Consider the following 16475-nt stretch of genomic DNA (forward strand, 5'->3'; position numbering starts at 1 on the left):
ATCTCCAGCACCACCAGCATCAGCGCCAGAATCTGCGCCAGCACCAGCGCCGTACCGGGCCGCGCCAGCGTTGCGGAGTCGCGCTTGAATATCGTCGTCGACGTCCTGATCCTGGCCGGCGCCCTGCTGGCCATCGTGGCCGTGGTGCAGGTGGCCGCGGCCAGGCTGTCGCTGCCGGAATCCACCCTGCTGTCGGCCATCGGCATTGCCATCGGCGCGGGCTACGTGGCCATCGATGCCTCCGCCCCGCAGTTCGCCTGGCACTTCCTCCATCCGCTGATCGATCCGGCCCTGCCGCCCGAGGCCTATCTGTGGATCTTCCTGCCGCCGCTGCTGTTCCACGCCGCGCTGACCGCCGACGTGCGCAACATGCTGCCGGACGCGGCGCCCGTCCTGCTGCTGGCCATCGTGGCGGTGATCGTGGCCACCGGCGTGATCGGCCTGGTCACCGCGCTGGCCAGCGGCGCCAGCCTGGTGGTGTGCCTGCTGCTCGGCGCCGTGGTCGCCACCACCGACCCGGCCGCGGTGATTGCCATCTTCCGCGACGTGGGCGCGCCGGCCCGGCTGATCCGGCTGGTCGAAGGCGAGAGCCTGCTCAACGATGCCGCCGCCATTGCCATCGCGGGCGTGCTGGTCGCCATGCTGACCGGCCACGGCACCGAGGCCACGCTGGCCGCCGGCCTGCGCGAGCTGGCCTGGTCCTTCGCCGGTGGCGTGCTGTGCGGCATCGTCGCCGGGCGGCTGGTGGCGGACCTGCTGCCGCGCCTGGCCGGACTGGCCATGGCCGAAGGCGCGCTCACGCTGGCGTTGCCCTATCCGCTGTACCTGCTGGCCGAGCAGATGCTCGGCGTGTCGGGCGTGGTGGCCGTGGTATGCGCCGGCCTGATGGTCAGCGCGCTGGGCCCGACGCGGCTGAGGCCGCGCAACTGGCGCCACCTGCGCATGATCTGGGAGCAGTTCGCCGGCATCGCGGGAGCTGTCGTCTTCCTCCTGGCGTCCGTGCGCGTGCCGTCGATGCTGGCCGGGGTGACGCTGCACCACGGCGTGCTGCTGGCGGTACTGGTGCTGGCCGCGCTGGCCGCGCGCCTGCTGGCGCTGTTCGGCCTGCTGCCGCTGCTGTCCTGGCTCAAGCTGAGCGCGCCGATCAACGGCGCCTACAAGCTGGCGATCGCCTGGGGCGGCCTGCGTGGCGCGGTCACGCTGGTACTGGCGCTGGGCATCGCCGAGAACGACGCGCTGCCGATCGAATCACGCCATTTCATCGCCATCCTGGCGACCGGCTTCGTGCTGGTCAGCCTGCTGCTCAACGGCACCACGCTGCGCTGGCTGATCCGCCAGCTCGGCCTGGACCGGCTGTCGCCGCAGGACCAGGCGCTCCAGCGCCAGGCCATCCAGCTCTCCACCGAAGAGGTGGAGGCCACGCTCAACCGCATCGCCGAAACCTTCGGCCTGCCGCCAGCAGCCGCGCGCGAGGTCGCGCTGCAATACCGGCGCGAGATCGAGCTGGGGTCGGTGAAGTTCGATTTCGATAGCGCGCTGTCCGAGCGCGACCGCCTCAGCATCGGGCTGGTCACGCTGGCCACGCGCGAGCGCGAGCTGATCCCGGAATATGGCGACGGCGTGATCTCGGTCGCCAACCTCGATGCCATGGTGCACAACACCACGCGCATGATCGATGCCGCGCGCGAACAGGGGCGCCTGGGCTACAACCGCGCCGCGCGCCACATCCTGGATTACCAGCGCGGCTACCGCGTGGCGCTGTTCCTGCACCAGCGCCTGTCGATCGACCGGCCGCTGGCGCGCGCGCTGGCCGACCGCTTCGAGCTGCTGGTGTGCCGCCAGACGGTGCTGGAACGCCTGCGGCAATACAACCGCTCACTGCTCACGCCGGTGTTCGGCGCCCGCCTGGCCACGGTGCTCGACGGCGTGCTGGGAGACCGGACCAAATCGGTGCAGGGCGGGCTGGACGAGATGCGCGCCCAGTTCGGCAGCTACACGCTGGCGCTGGAGAAGCGCCTGCTGATGCTGTTCGCGCTGCGCAAAGGACAGCGCTCGCTGGAGGCGATGCGCGAGGAGAATGTGATTTCCAAGGAGGCCCACAACCAGATCGCCCAGGTGATCCTGCGGGCCTGGCAGGCCAACCTGCCGCGGCCACCGCTGCGCAGCGCGTGGGATGACGCCGCAGCGCGTCCGGCACCGCCGGCAGGCCCCGGCCACGCGGCGGCGCCGCCGCCCCGGCGCCAGCCCGAGCCTGAAACACGCGAACCCTATTAGTTCACAGGAAGACGATGTCTTCCTCCAGCGGATAGGCGGCAATGCCGCAACGTCGCACCGTCCGGATCAGCCTGATTGATTTGATTGGAAATACAGATCAGTCGATAGAAAAATTCTGATTCTTCTATCAAGAGGCGCCCCCTACACTCTGCCCTGACGAGCCGGGCGTCCCCGCGCTGCGACCGCAGCGGCCAGCATTCCAACTCATACCATCCCGGCGCAGGAGATCCCCCATGACTGGCTTCCGACGCTCTGTTCGCCGCAGCGTTTCCGCGCCCCGGCGCCATCTGTTGCTCAGCGCGCTGGCCAGCGCCGGCGCCCTGCTGGCGGGCGCCGCCTGCCCCGGCCTGGCTGCCGCCGCCGACTATCCCGCCAAGCCGATCCGCCTCGTGGTGCCCTACCCGCCGGGCGGCGCCACCGACGTGATCGGCCGCACCCTGGCCCAGCATCTTTCCACCGCGCTCGGCCAGCAGGTGGTGGTCGACAACCGCGCGGGCGCGGCCGGCAATATCGGCGCCGAGCTGGTGGCCAAGGCTCCCGCCGACGGCTACACCCTGCTGATGGGCGCGCTGACCAGCCACGCCATCAACGCGGCGCTGTACAAGAGCCGCGTGTCCTACGACATCGAAAAGAGCTTCGCGCCGATTTCGATCGTCGGCAACGTGCCGCTGGTGTTCGTGGTCAACCCCACCGTGAAAGCGGGCAGCCTGCCCCAGCTGATCGCGCTGGCCAAGGCCAGCCCCGGCGCCGTCACATTCGCTTCGGCCGGCAACGGCTCGCCCCAGCACCTGGCCGGCGAGATGTTCAAGCGCATGGCCGGGGTCGACATGCTGCACGTGCCCTACAAGGGCAGCGGCCCGGCCATGACCGACCTGATCGGCGGCCAGGTGCTGAGCATGATCGAAACCGTGCCGGCGGCCCAGTCCTATGTCAAGGGCGGGAAGATCCGCGCGCTCGCCGTCACCACCAGTGAGCGCGTCACCGCGCTGCCTGACGTGCCCACGGCACGCGAGGCAGGCCTCAAGGACTTCGAGGTGAACTCCATGTTCGGCATTGTCGCGCCGGCCGGCACCCCGGCCCCCGTGATCGACCGGATCAACAGTGAACTGAAGAAGATCCTGGCCGAGCCCGAGGTCAAGGCATCGCTGCTCAATCAGGGAGCGATCGCCACCTGGACCACGCCGGCGCAGACCCAGGCGCGCATCAAGGCGGAACTGGCGAAATGGACCGCAGTGATCAAGGAAGCCGGCGTCAAGCCGGACTAAACGCGGAACGAAAGCCGGCCGCAGCGCCCTAAATGGCGGCCGCACCGCCCCGGTGCCGGCCAGCCCACACGGACCGTGGGCATGTTGCAGCTCTTGACTCCGCGTCGAATACGCCTATGCTGACTAGCAGCGATGCTGCGGCGCAGCAGGCTCTGGTGCCGCCTGCGGAATCCCCGCAGGCGCCCGGCATCGCCCTCGGAGATTTTCAATGGCGCAACCCCCTCGCTCCACTTCTGTCGAAGCACACCTGGCGTTCCCGGACCCGTTTTTCGGCCTTGCCGACACATGGACACAAGCAGCGGAGAAGATCGGCGCACTGAACGCGCAAACAGCACAGGCTTTGTTCGCGGAAGGCGCTGAGTATGCGGCCGAAGCCGCGGCACAGCCGTTTACCTTCGGCACGTTCCGCCCGGAAATGGCCGATGTGATGGGCCAGCGCATGGCGGCCTATCTCAACAGCCTGAACGAAATCATCAACGCCGCCCAACTGCAATGGACGCAGGGGCTGCACCAGCAATTCGCCGCCATAAGCGGCAGCGACCCGTTCCAGTGGTGCCTGATGGGCCGCGACTTCCTGCCCGACCAGGGCAACGTGTTGCCGGCCATGGGCGACGCGATGACCAAGTGGGTCACGGCGTACCTGCCTGGCGCGGCGCCATTGCTGCCGGCCCCAGGCAGCAATGGCAGCGGCGCCACGCAGGCATCTGCTTAAGCGCTTGCCGCAGCCGCTCCGCGCTTGCCCTCCCGGCGGTCCTCCTCACTGGCAGGCCGTGCCCGGAACGGGCTTGCCGGAGTTGGTCGCACCCTGGCAGGCATCGCCCACGGCGGTGTCGGAGGACATGTTGCCGTAGGGCCTGAGCTTGCCGGCCACCGTGCAGCAAAAGCGTGGCTCGCTCGGGGCCGGCGCGCTCTTGGTCATGCGCGCCGAGGCCGGCGCCGAGCTTGCGGGAGGAACCTGGGCGGAGCGGGACGCCGCACTCCCGCCGTCGGTGCCATCGTCATCGGGTGGGGCGACGCACTGGCCCTGCTGACAAATCCGTTCCCCTTTGCATTGCATGTCATATTGGCAACCTGCCGCACCCGCGCGCAGCGGCAGCGCTATCGCCAGCGATGTGGCAAACAGCAAGCCCAGCGTTCTCATACACCCTCCTGCACAACCGCCAGCGCGCAATGCCCGCGCCAGGCATCGGCATGCCGTCGTCATGTGATTGCCGGCGCCGGTTGCCGTACTACGTCTTAAGCATAGCCACGCGCACAAGGTGCGGGAAACCTCGCCGCGCGGTACTGTGAGTGCCGTACCACCAAGCCACCCGGCGACGCTTGCCGCGCCTTGCACGACTGCCGGAGATGGCCTGCCGCGATGACCCGCGGCGCGCGCCAACACCGTTTCGGCACTGACCGTGGCCGTGCCGTTCATGCGTCGCGCCCGGCATTTCGAAGTCCTCAACTTCGCTTTCGTGGTCGCCTTCTGCGCCGGCGCACGCATGGTGCTCGACGGCATCGATGAAGCCGCCCGTCCGATCTGGGCGATGCTGGTTGCTGGCCAACGCCCTGATCAAAGCCGACGAAGCCCTCTATGATTCCAAGAGGACCGGCAAGGACAAGTACACCTTCCACCGGGACGCTGACGCGCGCCCGGCCACCACAGGCCCGGCGACCGAACCGGCGGACAGCCGGCAAACGGCAGGCTAGCCCGCCCTTGTCCTGCTTCCCCAACCGAGGATAGCCATGGCCTGCACTACTCTGCTACGCGTCTGCGCGCTGGCCACCTGCTGCCTTTGCGGCAGCGCGACGGCGCAACAGGGCACGGTGATCGTCAACCAGAGCACGACGGTGTCCACGCCCGGCTCGGGCAGCAGCAGCAGCAGCGTGGTCATCGTCAACGGCCAGGTGGTTTCTTCGCAAGAGGCGCTCCGCCCAAGCGGCCCGGAGAAGACCGAGCTGCGCCATCCGGGCGCATTCTCGGGGGTGCAGCTCAACGCGCCGGTCACCGCGGTCTTCTCGGTCAGCCCTGCGGCCAATCCCGGCTTCTCGGTGGCCATCACCGGCCCGGCCGACGTGCTGCCGCTGGTGCTGACCACCGTTGCCGACGGCCGCCTGTCGATCGACCTGAAGGCGCCGGTCGTGCTGGCGGCGCCGCTGAAGGTCGCCATCGGCGCGCCGTCGCTGCAGGCGGTCAGCATTCCCGGGGCCGCCTCCCTGCGGGCAAGCGGCTTGCGCGAGGCCACCATCGACCTCGAGCTCTCCGGGTCCGGCTCCATCGTGGCCGAAGGCCAGGCCGGCGAAGTGCGGGCCGCCCTCTCGGGCTCGGGCAACGTGGACGCCGGCGCGCTGCGGGCAAGCCGGCTGGACGCCTGGCTCAGCGGCTCGGGCCGCATTCTCGGCATTGCCTCGGACGAGGCCAGCATCGCGCTCGCCGGTTCCGGTCAGATCGTCGTCCGCGGCCGGCCGATGCAGCGCCATGTCAGCCGCACCGGCTCCGGCCAGGTGTCGTTCGAATAGCCGCGCGCCCGGGCCAGGAATGCGCCGCAGGCGCGGTTGACGTTGCAGTGCAAGAATGGCAGCATTCGCTGCTTCGTCGGGCTTACCGCCCGGTTTTCTCATTCTGCGGGCGCCCCGCAACGGCTGCCCCGCGCCAAGGGCAGGCAACGCACGACGTTGGCCTGCCGGTCAGGGAGCTTTCCAGTCATGCGTGTTGCATTTATCGGCCTCGGCGTCATGGGCTATCACATGGCGGGCCATCTCGCCGCCAAGGGCCACCAGGTCACGGTCTACAACCGCACGGCAAGCAAGGCCACGCAGTGGGTGGCCGAGTTCGGCGGCAAATCCGCGGCCACCCCGGCGCTCGCCGCGCAGGATGCCGAAGCAGTCTGCTCCTGCGTGGGCAATGACGACGACCTGCGTGCGGTGATGACCGGCGCCGACGGCGCCTTCACCCAGGCACCGGCCGGCTGTGTCTTCGTTGACCACACCACCGCCAGCGCCAATGTGGCGCGCGAGCTGTATGCCGCCGCCGCCGAGCGCGGCCTGCACTTCGTCGACGCGCCCGTCTCGGGCGGCGAGGTGGGCGCGCAGAAGGGCATCCTCACCATCATGTGCGGCGCCGACCAGCCCGCGTACGACCGCGTCGCGCCCGTGCTGGGCGCCTACGCGCGCGCCGTCACCCGCATCGGCGGCGCCGGCGCGGGCCAGCTGGCCAAGATGGTCAACCAGATCTGCATTGCCGGGCTGCTGCAAGGCTTGTCCGAAGCCATCGCCTTCGGCGAGCGCGCGGGGCTGGACATGCCGGTGGTGCTGGACGTCATCAGCAAGGGCGCCGCGGGCTCGTGGCAACTGGAGAACCGCGGCCCGACCATGGTCGAGAACAAGTTCGATTTCGGCTTCGCGGTGGACTGGATGCGCAAGGACCTGGGCCTGTGCCTGGACGAAGCACGCCGCAACGGCGCCAGCCTGCCGGTGACCGCCGTGGTCGACCAGTTCTATGCCGACCTGCAGCAGGACGGCTGCGGCCGCGCCGATACCTCCTCGCTCATCAAGCGCCTGCGCTGATCGCTTGCCGGCCGCCCCGCCGGGGCTGGTTCGCGCAGCTCGATTTCCCCTCCCGCCGCTTCCAGGCTAGCGGCGCCGCACACGCGGCGTCGTCCAATTCCTACATCCATATCAGCGCATGACCTGCTGGGCGCGCCGTCGCGCCCAGCTATCTTGGATGCATGGCAGACGCGTACCGCGCGCCTGCACCGCCATCGCAAATCATGCATGCAGGAGACCGCCATGTTGAGACTTGCCAGCGCGCTCATCGCGGGTGCCGCACTTCTGATGGGCCTGAATGGCTGCACCGCCACCGGCGCCGTGGCTGGCGGCGTGGCGGGGCATGAACTCTCGCACGGCAACACTGCCGCCACGGTCGGCGGCGCCGTCGCCGGCGGTGTGATCGGCCACGAGCTGGGCAAGTAAGCCCGGGCATGCAAGCGAGGCACTACCGCTGGAAACAACGGAAATCCAACAACGGAAATCCAACCGAAAAGGAGCCCATCATGGCCATCGGCACGATCCTGCTTATCCTTCTGATCATTCTGCTCCTCGGCGCGCTGCCGGCCTGGCCGTACAGCACAGGCTGGGGCTATTACCCCAGCGGCGGCCTTGGCCTCGTCGTACTGGTCGTGGTGGTTCTGCTAGTGATGGGCCGATTGTAGGACGAGGGATGGAAGAAACAGCTTGCAGGGAAAAGCACAACGCGCCGCTGTCGCCAGCGGCGCGTTTTTTATTATTTTCATCGCTGAAAGAATGAGACGCCCAGGAGCGGGATTGCCAGGATAAACGCTAAAGAATCGCGGCCCGCACGTCCCGCCCCGGCACGCGGATGCCTTCGCTCCGTGCCTTCGGTTTCAGTACGACTTCGGCAAACCCAGTACCCGCTCGGCGATATGGCACATGATCAGCTGGGCGCTGACCGGCGCGATGCGGGGGATGTACGACTCCCGCAGGTAGCGCTCCACCTGGTACTCGCGCGCATAGCCCATGCCGCCCAGCGTCAGCACCGCGGTCTGGCAGGCCTGATGCGCGGCCTCGGCGGCGAGGTACTTGGCGGTGTTGGCCTCGGCCCCGCAGGGCTTGCCCTGGTCGTACAGCCACGCGGCCTTCCACACCATCATGTCTGCCGCCTCCAGCGCCATCCAGGCCTGCGCCAGCGGGTGCTGGATGCCCTGGTTCTGGCCGATCGGCCGGCCGAACACGGTGCGCTCGCGGGCGTAGCGGGTGGCCGCCTCCAGCGCCGCGCGGCCCAGGCCCACGGCTTCCGCGGCGATCAGGATGCGCTCCGGGTTGAGCCCGTGCAGGATGTACTCGAAGCCGCGCCCTTCCTCGCCGATGCGGTCCTCCACCGGCACCTGCAACCCGTCGATGAACAGCATGTTCGAGTCCACCGCCGCGCGGCCCATCTTGTGGATCTCGCGCACTTCGATGTGCTTGCGGTCCAGGGACGTGTAGAACAGGCTGAGCCCCTGGGTCGGCTTGGCCACCTTGTCCAGCGGCGTGGTGCGCGCCAGCAGCAGCATGCGGTCGGCCACCTGCGCGGTGGAGATCCAGATCTTGCGCCCGTCCACGCGGTAGCTCTTGCCGTCCGCCGACAGCACGGCCTGGGTCTTGAGATGCGTGGTGTCGAGCCCCGCGTCCGGCTCGGTCACGGCAAAGCACGCCTTCTCGGTGCCGGCGATCAGCGGCGGCAGCGCAGCCTCCTGCTGGCGCGCGCTGCCGAACACCACCACCGGATTGAGCCCGAACACATTCATGTGGATGGCGGACGCACCGGAGAAACCGGCGCCGGAGGCCGACACCGCCTGCATGATCAGCGCCGCCTCGGTGATGCCCAGCCCGGCACCGCCATAGGATTCGGGCATGGCAATGCCGAGCCAGCCGGCCTTGGCCATGGCCTGGTGGAAGGCTTCGGGAAACTTGCCTTGCTCGTCCAGGCCCGACCAGTAATCGGCGCCGAAGTCGCCGCACAATTGCGTCACCGCCTCGACGATGGCGCGTTGCTCGGGGGTTCTTTCAAAGTTCATGCCTGCCTCATTCCGGCTGGATGCCGGCGTCCTTGACCAGCTTGGTCCACTTGACCAGTTCGCCGGCCACGAAACCGGAGAACTGCTTGGGCGATTGCCCGAATGCCTCGAAGCCCAGCGCCTCGAAGCGTGGCGCCACTTCCTTGCTCGAAGCGATGCGCGAAAGCGCCTGGTTGAGCTTGTCGACCACCTCGGCCGGCGCATGCGCGGGCGCGAACACGCCGTTCCACGAGGTGATGTCGAATCCCTTCAGTTCCGGCGCGTCGGCCAGCGGCGGCAGATCCGGCAACAGCCGGCTGCGCTGCGCCGTGGTCACCGCCAGCGCGCGCAGCTTGCCAGCCTTGACGTTGGCAATGCCAGCCGCCACGTCGACGAACATCATCGGCACCTGCCCGGCGATCACGTCGGTCATGGCCGGGGGCGTGCTCTTGTACGGCACGTGCAGCAGGTCCAGCTGCGTCAGGCGCCCGAAGGTCGCACCCGACACGATGCCGGTGCTGTTGCCACTGGCGTAGGACATGCCCGGATGCGTGCGCGCATAGGCGATCAGCTCCGGCACCGTCCTGACCGGCAGCTTGGGGTTGACCACCAGCATGAACGGCAGGTTGCCCATGCGCGCCACCGGCGTGAAATCGCGGATCGGATCGTACGGCAACTTCTTCATCAGGGAAGGATTGGCCGAGTGCGTCGTGTTCGTGGTCATGAACAGCGTGTAGCCGTCCGGCGCCGCCTGCGCGACGATCTCGGCGGCGATGGCGCCATTGGCGCCCGGGCGGTTATCCACCACCACGTTCTGCCTGAGGGCGTCGCCCAGCTCCTTGGCGGTGATGCGCGCCACCGCATCGGTGCCGCTGCCGGCGGCAAACGGCACCACCAGTCGGATCGGCTTGGTGGGATAGGCGTCGGCGGCTGCCGCATGCGGTGCGGCAAACGGCACCGCCGCCAGCGCCAACGATAAGAAAGCCGCGCGCCGCCGCGTGGTGAACATTGCCATGTCTTTGTCTCCTGTTGTTTCCGGCCGTATCCGGGTTGATCCCCACTGCGTCCCGTTGCCGCCGGCTGCAAGGGTCGCGCCGGCCATGCGTGATCGACGGCCACGCTCAAGGCGCGGTCTTGTCCTTGTAGTTGGTGTCCTTGACCAGCCGGGCCCAGCGTGCGGCGTCGTCGGCGATGATGGTGGCGAACTGCTCCGGCGTGCTGCCGACCGCCTCATAGTCGATGGCTGCCAGCCGCGCCTTGATATCGGGCTGCGCGACGATGCGCACGATCTCCTGGTTCAGCCGCGCCACGATCTCCCTGGGCGTGCCGGCGGGCGCCAGCAAGCCTGCCCAGGAATTGAAGTTCAGCCCCTGGATACCCGCTTCCTGCATGGTGGGCACATCGGGCAGCGCCGGCGAACGCCTGGGCGACAGCACCGCCAGCGGCCGCAGCTTGCCGGCGCGGATCATCGCCATCGCGTTGAACGGATCGATGGTCATGTCCACCTCGCCGGCCACCACCGCCTGCATCTGCGGCCCGGTGCCGCGGTAAGACACGCTGACCACGTCCGGCGTGCCGGCGGTCGCCTTGAAGGTCTCGCCGATCAGCTCGATCATGCTGCTGCCCGCCGACAAGCTCAGCGGCCGGCTCTTGGCACGCGCCAGCGCCACGAATTCCTGCACCGTCTTTGCCGGCACCGAGGGATGGACCACCATGACAAAGCCGATGCTGCTGATCAGGCTGATCGGCGCAAAGCTCTTGAGCGGCTCGTAGCCCGCCTTGTAGAGCACCGGGCTGAGGGTCTGCGCGCCGGCCGTATTGAGCAGGATCGTGTAGCCATCGGGCGCGGCGCGCGCCACCGCGTCGGTGCCGATGATGCCGTTGGCGCCCGGGCGGTTTTCCACCACCACCGGCTGCTTCAACGCCTCCGCCAGCTTCTGCGAGACCAGCCGCGCCACGACATCGGTGGCCCCGCCCGGCGCGTACGGCACCACCATGCGGATGGGCCTGCTGGGGTAGCCGTCACTCCAGGCCGCGCCCGGCAGGCAGGTCAATAGCGCCGCGCACAACAGCCACCGGCGTCGGGAAGACAAGGTCATCTGCATCTGTCTGCATCTCCTTCCAGGCTTGAACTACGAACGTCGCAAGCGCACACCCGCGCCGCGGGCGGCAAGGCTCAGGCCGGACGGATCACACGCTGCGGCGATTCCTCGTAAGGCGGGGCGTAGATCACCAGCAACTTGACCGGCTCGTCGCTGATCACGGTAAATACATGCATGGCATCGGCCGGGAAGAAGCAGCAGTCGCCTGGGCCCAGTTCGCGCGAAAGCCCGTTCACCTCGGCGCGTGCCCTGCCCTCCAGCATGTAGCAGACCTGCTCGATGCCGGGATGCGCGTGCGGCAAGGCGCCCTTGCCACGCTCGATGGTGCCGTGGATGACCTCCAGCTGGGTGGCGCCCACGTTCTCCCGGCCGATGATGCGGCGGTTCAGCGTGCCGACGTGATTGGCAGGGTGATAGCCGGCGACATCCTCGGTACGGACGAAGAAGTTTGGCTGCGCGGGCAGCGGGGTTGGCGATGAGGCCATCGATCGTCTCCTTGCCGGCCGCGCTGCACGCTGATGGAGCATGAACGTGTGGGACCGGCTATTTTCATGTTTGTGAACTAGATTTTATACATGTGAAAAACCTAGTCAACTACTTATGGGGAAATAAGGCGGCCCGCAGACACCGCGCCGGACGGCGGGACGCGCCGGGCCCCTCGCCGCGCGCCCGCCCCTGCCGATATAGAATCCAGTGCACGACATAGCACCTGGGCGGACTGGAACGATCATGGACAACTTGGCGGCCCTCAATGTCTTCGTGCGCGCGGCAGAGGCGCGCAGCTTCACCGAGGTGGGGCGGCAGCTCGGGGTCTCGCCATCCGCCGTCGGCAAGACGGTCGCGCGCCTGGAGGAGCGGCTCCATGTGCGGCTGTTCCACCGCAGCACGCGGAGCATCTCGCTGACGCCCGAAGGCGGGATCTTCCTGGAAAGCTGCAAGCGCATCTTCGCGGAGCTGGAAAACGCGCAACTGGAACTGGCGCAGTCGCGCGGCGCGCCGAGTGGACGGCTGCGCGTCAGCATGCCGCTGGTGGGATCGGTGCTGACGCCGGTGGTCGGCCGCTTCATGGCTGCCTATCCCGAGATCGAGATGGACCTCGATTTCAGCGACCGCCTGGTCAACGTCATCGAAGAAGGCTTCGACGTAGTGGTACGCACCGGCGATGTAGGCGACACCCGGCTGTCGGCGCATACGCTGAGCCAGTACCAGTTGAAACTGTTCGGCTCGCCCGCGTACTTCAAGCGTGCGGGCGTCCCCCGCCGGCCGCACGACCTGAAGTCCCACGCCTGCCTGCACCACAAGTTCCCGACCAGCGGCAAGCTCGAGCGCTGGCCGTTCGCGGCGGATGCAACGGACCCCGACTTCGAGCTCCCGGTTTCCGCCACGGCAAGCTCGGTGGAACCGCTGGTGGAACTGGCCGAACAGGGGCTCGGGATCGTCTGCGTGCCGGACTACTCCGTGCGCCGGCAGCGTGCCGAAGGCACCCTGGTCAGCGTACTGGACGATTACCTCGATCACACCGGCTGGCTGCGCGCGGTGTGGCCTTCCAGCCGTTACCTGTCGCCCAAGGTGCGGGTGTTCGTCGACTATCTGGTCGAGCATCTGCTGCCTGAACAGAAGCCAACGCGCCCGCCGGGTGCGCGCGCGCGGCAAGCCTAGGCCCGCCACGCGCTCCCGGCAAGTAGGCGGATCAGGCGGCCTGGCGATTCCCGTCCTGATGCTCCCGGGCCTCCGGATAGGTCGGGAAGTCGTTGTAGCCACGCTGATCGCCGCCCCAGAAAGTATCCCGGTCGTACGGGTTCAGCGGCAGGTCCTGGCGCAGGCGATCCGGCAGGTCCGGGTTCGCGGAAAAATGGCGGCCGAACGCGACCAGGTCCGCGTGGCCGCGCTCCACGATCTCCTGCGCGTCGTGACGCTCGAAGCCACCCGCCGCGATGATCGGGCCCTTGAACAGCGCGCGGATCTGGGCGGCGGCCACCGGCGGCTTGCCCTCTTCCGGCGCCTCGCCGCCGGCGATACGCGGCTCGATCACATGCAGATAGGCCAGCCCGAAGCGATTGARCTGTTGCGCAACGTAGCCGAAGGTCTGCTGCGGATCGCTGTCGGACATCGAGGCCCACGTCCCGCTCGGCCCGATGCGCACGCCCACGCGGTCGCCGCCCCAAACCGAAGCCACCGCCTCGACCACTTCAAGCAGCAGGCGCGCGCGGTTCTCCACCGGCCCGCCGTAGGCATCGGTACGCTTGTTGGTGCCGTCCTGCAGGAACTGGTCAAGCAGGTAGCCGTTGGCGCCGTGGACTTCCACGCCGTCAAAGCCCGCCCGCATGGCGCGCCGCGCAGCCTGGCGGAACTCTTCGACGATGCTCGGGATTTCTTCCAGCGCCAGCGCGCGGTGCGGCGATACGGGGACCCAGCCGTGCGCAGTGAATACCACCTGTTCGAACGGCACCACCGAAGGCGCTACCGGCGGCACGCCACCGGTCATGTCGACATGGCTCTGGCGCCCGACATGCCAGAGTTGCAGGAAGATGCGGCCGCCCCTGGCATGCACCGCGTCGGTGACCTTGCGCCAGCCTTCGACTTGCGCGTCCGAATAGATGCCGGGTGCGCCGAGATAGCCACGGCCCACCACGGAGACCGTGGTTGCCTCGGCGATCTGCAGGCCGCCTTCGGAGGCACGCTGGCCATAGTGGGTGGCCATCAGCGCACCGGGCACATCGCCGGGCTGCTCTGAACGCAAGCGCGTGAGCGGTGCCTGGACGACACGATGCGTGAGTTCGACGGCACCGATGCGGGTCGGGGTATAGAGCTTGCTGGTCATGATGATGGACTCCTGGCAGTGAATATCAGTGAATATCGTGCAGGGAATGTTGTGCACGGAATGCGATCTCCCGGTGCCGCCGCCCCTTGCTTTGCCTGCAGCAGCGGGCGCCGGCCTCATGACCCGATCTGGCGCCCGGCGGCCGCGGCGGTAGAGGGCCAGCAGGCAAATCACTGCGGACACCAGTGTCCAAAGTCACCCCCGGCCAGGGCAGTGGCGCCTGCCGGGGCCGCCCCCGATTACTTCCATGGCGCTCCAGAGTGTTCGGAGTCCGCGAGCGTTTTTCTTTTGCCTCCCCGCGCCTAGACTGCCTTCCTCGTCAAGCACGGATCCAGAGGCATCATGACTTCACACCCCATCGCCGCACGCGCCACGGGCGGCGCGCCCATCCGCGTCGGCATCATCGGCATCGGCAACTGGGCACGGCACGGCCACCTGCGCGTGCTGAGCCTGCTGCGCGACCGCTATGCCTTGTCGGCCATCTACAGCCAGCGGCGCGAGGCCGCAACGGCAGCTGCCAGGCAATACGGCTTCCTGCACGTCGCCGATTCGCTGGAAGCACTCGTGGCGCATCCCGAGGTCGACCTGGTCATCGTCCTTACCACCGCCCCGCAGCATGAGAGCGCCGTGCGCGCGGCCATCGCCGCCGGCAAGGACGTCTATTGCGAATGGCCGCTCTCGACCAGCACCGCGGCTTCGGAACAACTGCTGCAACTGGCGCAAGACCGGGGCGTACGCCACGTGGCTGGCCTGCAGCGCCGCCATGCGCCACACAACCGCTACCTGCGGGATCTGCTGGCGCAGGGCTACGTGGGCAAGCTGCGCTCCGTGCGCATGCACGTCAGCATGAATTACTTCCAGGCGCTGAGGCCGCTTGCGCTGCGCTGGACGGCGCCGCCGGAGAACTTCTCCAGCGTGATCGCCATCTATGCCGGCCACTTCCTCGACATGTTGCTGCATGCCACGGGGTGGCCCCGCTCGGTCGCGGCGCCGGATTTCGAGGACGCCGTGCGCATGCACAGGCTGCTCGACGCGGCTGCCGAATCGTCCGCAAGCGGCCGGCGTACCGACGTGCCCTGAGCCATCGTCGCCTCGTCCCGAAGCATCCCATCAAGCGCATCCCATCAAGCGCACCCCATCATGAACGCTCCATCAATGCACACTTCCCGACCACAAGCCGCCTTGCCGTGGTCCGTCTACTGGATGGCCTTCGGCGCCTTCGCCATCGGCACCGAAGGCTTCATGCTTGCCGCGCTGCTGCCGGAACTGGCGACGGATCTCAGCGTCAGCGTACAGACCGCGGGCCAGCTCGTCACGGTGTTCGCGCTGGCCTACGGCCTGAGCTCGCCGGTCCTGACGGCCCTGTCCGGCAACCTGGGCCGGCGCACCCTGCTGCTGCTCAGCATGTCGGCCTTCGCCGCGGCCAACCTGCTGGCCTGGGCGGCACCGGGCTACCTGGCGCTGATGGCCGCGCGCATCCTGCTGGCAGGCGCGGCGGGCTTGTTCGTGCCCGGCGCCAATGCATTGGCCAGCGTCATCGCCGGCCCGGAGCGCCGCGGCCGTGCCATCGCGGTCGTCAATGGCGGCATCACCGTCGCCATCGCACTGGGCGTCCCGCTCGGCGCCACCATCGGCCACCGGCTCGGCTGGCGCATGACGTTCCTGGCGATCGCCGCGCTCGCCGTGGTGGCCACGCTCGGCCTGGCGCGCGGCCTGCCGCGCGGCATCGGTGCCGGCGTGGCGACGGCCACGCTGCGCGAACGCCTCGCCGTGGCGAAGCGGCCGGTGATCCTGCTGACGCTGATCAGCACCGCCTTGTGGGCCACGGGTGCCTATGTCGTCTACACCTACCTCGCCTTGTTCCTGGCGCAGGTCGCCGGATTCGGCGGCACGCAGATCAGCGCCGTGCTGTTCCTGTGGGGCGTGGCCGCGGGAATCGGCGTGATGACCGGTGGCAGCCTGGCCGACAAGCTGGGGGCCGCGCGCGTGATCGTGCCGGCCATCGGCCTCTCGGCGCTCGCCTTCCTGACGCTGTCCTTCAGCGCGGACTTCCTGTCGCCGTCGAGCGCCACGCTGCCGGTGCTCGGCGCGGTCGCTGCCTGGGGCCTGGCGCACTGGGCCTTCTATCCCGCGCAGCAGGCCAGGCTGGTGGCGCTCGCCGGCCTGCAGGCGACCCCGATCGTGCTCTCGCTCAATGCCTCGTTCATGTATCTCGGCTTCTCGGCCGGCGCGGCCCTGGGCGGCATCGTCGTCGCCAGGGCTTCGGTGGCGGACCTCGGCTGGGTCGCGGGCCTCTGCGAGATTGCCGCGCTGGGCCTTTCCGTCGCGTTGCTGCGCACGCGCAGCCGCAAGCCAGCCATGCCATGTCCCGCCGCGACCTGACACCCACATGGCATCCGACCGTTGCGATCGCCGGACACGGATTGCCGAACCAGCGCCCGCCTGAACCAGAACCACAACCACAACCAGAACCAGA

Annotated in this window: 17 protein-coding genes; 11 read left to right on the forward strand and 6 right to left on the reverse strand. The window is 68.5% G+C overall.

The window, feature by feature from the left end:
• The first annotated feature begins 84 nt into the window (after window positions 1-84).
• The 3 genes from AB4Z48_RS19830 (at window position 85) to AB4Z48_RS19840 (ending at window position 4251) form a co-directional block, all read left to right on the forward strand.
• Window positions 85-2274, forward strand: a complete 2190-nt coding sequence (locus AB4Z48_RS19830; RefSeq protein WP_441616997.1) for a cation:proton antiporter — start codon at window positions 85-87, stop codon at window positions 2272-2274.
• A 233-nt stretch (window positions 2275-2507) separates the two neighbouring features.
• Entirely contained in the window at window positions 2508-3539 is a 1032-nt protein-coding gene (locus tag AB4Z48_RS19835) for a tripartite tricarboxylate transporter substrate binding protein (protein WP_441616999.1), read from the forward strand.
• 208 nt (window positions 3540-3747) lie between these two features.
• Entirely contained in the window at window positions 3748-4251 is a 504-nt protein-coding gene (locus tag AB4Z48_RS19840) for a phasin family protein (RefSeq protein ID WP_441617001.1), read from the forward strand.
• Window positions 4252-4296: 45 nt separating this feature from the next.
• On the opposite strand, the gene AB4Z48_RS19845 is transcribed toward AB4Z48_RS19840, so the two are convergent.
• Window positions 4297-4680: a hypothetical protein gene (locus AB4Z48_RS19845; RefSeq protein WP_441617003.1), complete on the reverse strand. Its 384-nt coding sequence runs from the start codon at window positions 4678-4680 to the stop codon at window positions 4297-4299.
• Window positions 4681-4939: 259 nt separating this feature from the next.
• Between AB4Z48_RS19845 and AB4Z48_RS19850 the strand changes: the two genes are divergently transcribed.
• The 5 genes from AB4Z48_RS19850 (at window position 4940) to AB4Z48_RS19870 (ending at window position 7732) form a co-directional block, all read left to right on the forward strand.
• Window positions 4940-5119 (forward strand): hypothetical protein, encoded by a 180-nt coding sequence (locus AB4Z48_RS19850; RefSeq protein ID WP_441617005.1) that lies wholly within the window; start codon window positions 4940-4942, stop codon window positions 5117-5119.
• A 148-nt stretch (window positions 5120-5267) separates the two neighbouring features.
• Complete coding sequence (locus AB4Z48_RS19855; protein ID WP_441617007.1) at window positions 5268-6041, forward strand: GIN domain-containing protein; 774 nt, start codon at window positions 5268-5270, stop codon at window positions 6039-6041.
• Between the two features lie 186 nt (window positions 6042-6227).
• Entirely contained in the window at window positions 6228-7088 is an 861-nt protein-coding gene (locus AB4Z48_RS19860) for an NAD(P)-dependent oxidoreductase (protein WP_441617009.1), read from the forward strand.
• Between the two features lie 222 nt (window positions 7089-7310).
• Window positions 7311-7493, forward strand: coding sequence for a glycine zipper 2TM domain-containing protein (locus tag AB4Z48_RS19865; RefSeq protein ID WP_441617011.1), 183 nt, complete (start codon window positions 7311-7313; stop codon window positions 7491-7493).
• A gap of 80 nt (window positions 7494-7573) precedes the next feature.
• Window positions 7574-7732: a DUF3309 family protein gene (locus AB4Z48_RS19870; protein WP_441617013.1), complete on the forward strand. Its 159-nt coding sequence runs from the start codon at window positions 7574-7576 to the stop codon at window positions 7730-7732.
• Between the two features lie 192 nt (window positions 7733-7924).
• Here AB4Z48_RS19870 and AB4Z48_RS19875 read toward each other — a convergent pair whose 3' ends face one another.
• The 4 genes from AB4Z48_RS19875 to AB4Z48_RS19890 all read right to left on the reverse strand — a co-directional run bounded on the left by AB4Z48_RS19875 (window position 7925) and on the right by AB4Z48_RS19890 (window position 11663).
• Complete coding sequence (locus AB4Z48_RS19875) at window positions 7925-9097, reverse strand: acyl-CoA dehydrogenase family protein (RefSeq protein ID WP_441617015.1); 1173 nt, start codon at window positions 9095-9097, stop codon at window positions 7925-7927.
• Between the two features lie 7 nt (window positions 9098-9104).
• Window positions 9105-10091, reverse strand: a complete 987-nt coding sequence (locus tag AB4Z48_RS19880) for a tripartite tricarboxylate transporter substrate binding protein (RefSeq protein ID WP_441617017.1) — start codon at window positions 10089-10091, stop codon at window positions 9105-9107.
• A gap of 106 nt (window positions 10092-10197) precedes the next feature.
• Window positions 10198-11175 (reverse strand): tripartite tricarboxylate transporter substrate binding protein, encoded by a 978-nt coding sequence (locus AB4Z48_RS19885; protein ID WP_441617114.1) that lies wholly within the window; start codon window positions 11173-11175, stop codon window positions 10198-10200.
• A gap of 77 nt (window positions 11176-11252) precedes the next feature.
• Window positions 11253-11663: a cupin domain-containing protein gene (locus AB4Z48_RS19890; RefSeq protein WP_441617019.1), complete on the reverse strand. Its 411-nt coding sequence runs from the start codon at window positions 11661-11663 to the stop codon at window positions 11253-11255.
• A 244-nt stretch (window positions 11664-11907) separates the two neighbouring features.
• On the opposite strand from AB4Z48_RS19890, the gene AB4Z48_RS19895 reads away from it, so the two are divergent.
• A complete protein-coding gene (locus AB4Z48_RS19895; RefSeq protein WP_441617021.1) occupies window positions 11908-12837 on the forward strand; it encodes a LysR family transcriptional regulator in 930 nt (309 codons plus the stop codon).
• Window positions 12838-12868: 31 nt separating this feature from the next.
• On the opposite strand, the gene AB4Z48_RS19900 is transcribed toward AB4Z48_RS19895, so the two are convergent.
• Window positions 12869-13999, reverse strand: coding sequence for an alkene reductase (locus AB4Z48_RS19900; protein ID WP_441617023.1), 1131 nt, complete (start codon window positions 13997-13999; stop codon window positions 12869-12871).
• A 342-nt stretch (window positions 14000-14341) separates the two neighbouring features.
• On the opposite strand from AB4Z48_RS19900, the gene AB4Z48_RS19905 reads away from it, so the two are divergent.
• Both AB4Z48_RS19905 and AB4Z48_RS19910 read left to right on the forward strand, forming a co-directional pair.
• Window positions 14342-15079 carry a Gfo/Idh/MocA family protein gene (locus AB4Z48_RS19905; RefSeq protein ID WP_441617025.1) on the forward strand — a complete coding sequence of 246 codons (738 nt, stop codon included), beginning with the start codon at window positions 14342-14344 and terminating at the stop codon, window positions 15077-15079.
• Window positions 15080-15154: 75 nt separating this feature from the next.
• Window positions 15155-16381, forward strand: a complete 1227-nt coding sequence (locus AB4Z48_RS19910) for an MFS transporter (RefSeq protein WP_441617027.1) — start codon at window positions 15155-15157, stop codon at window positions 16379-16381.
• Window positions 16382-16475: the final 94 nt, after the last annotated feature.

Source organism: Cupriavidus sp. 2TAF22 (assembly GCF_052115045.1).
Taxonomy (GTDB): Bacteria; Pseudomonadota; Gammaproteobacteria; order Burkholderiales; family Burkholderiaceae; genus Cupriavidus.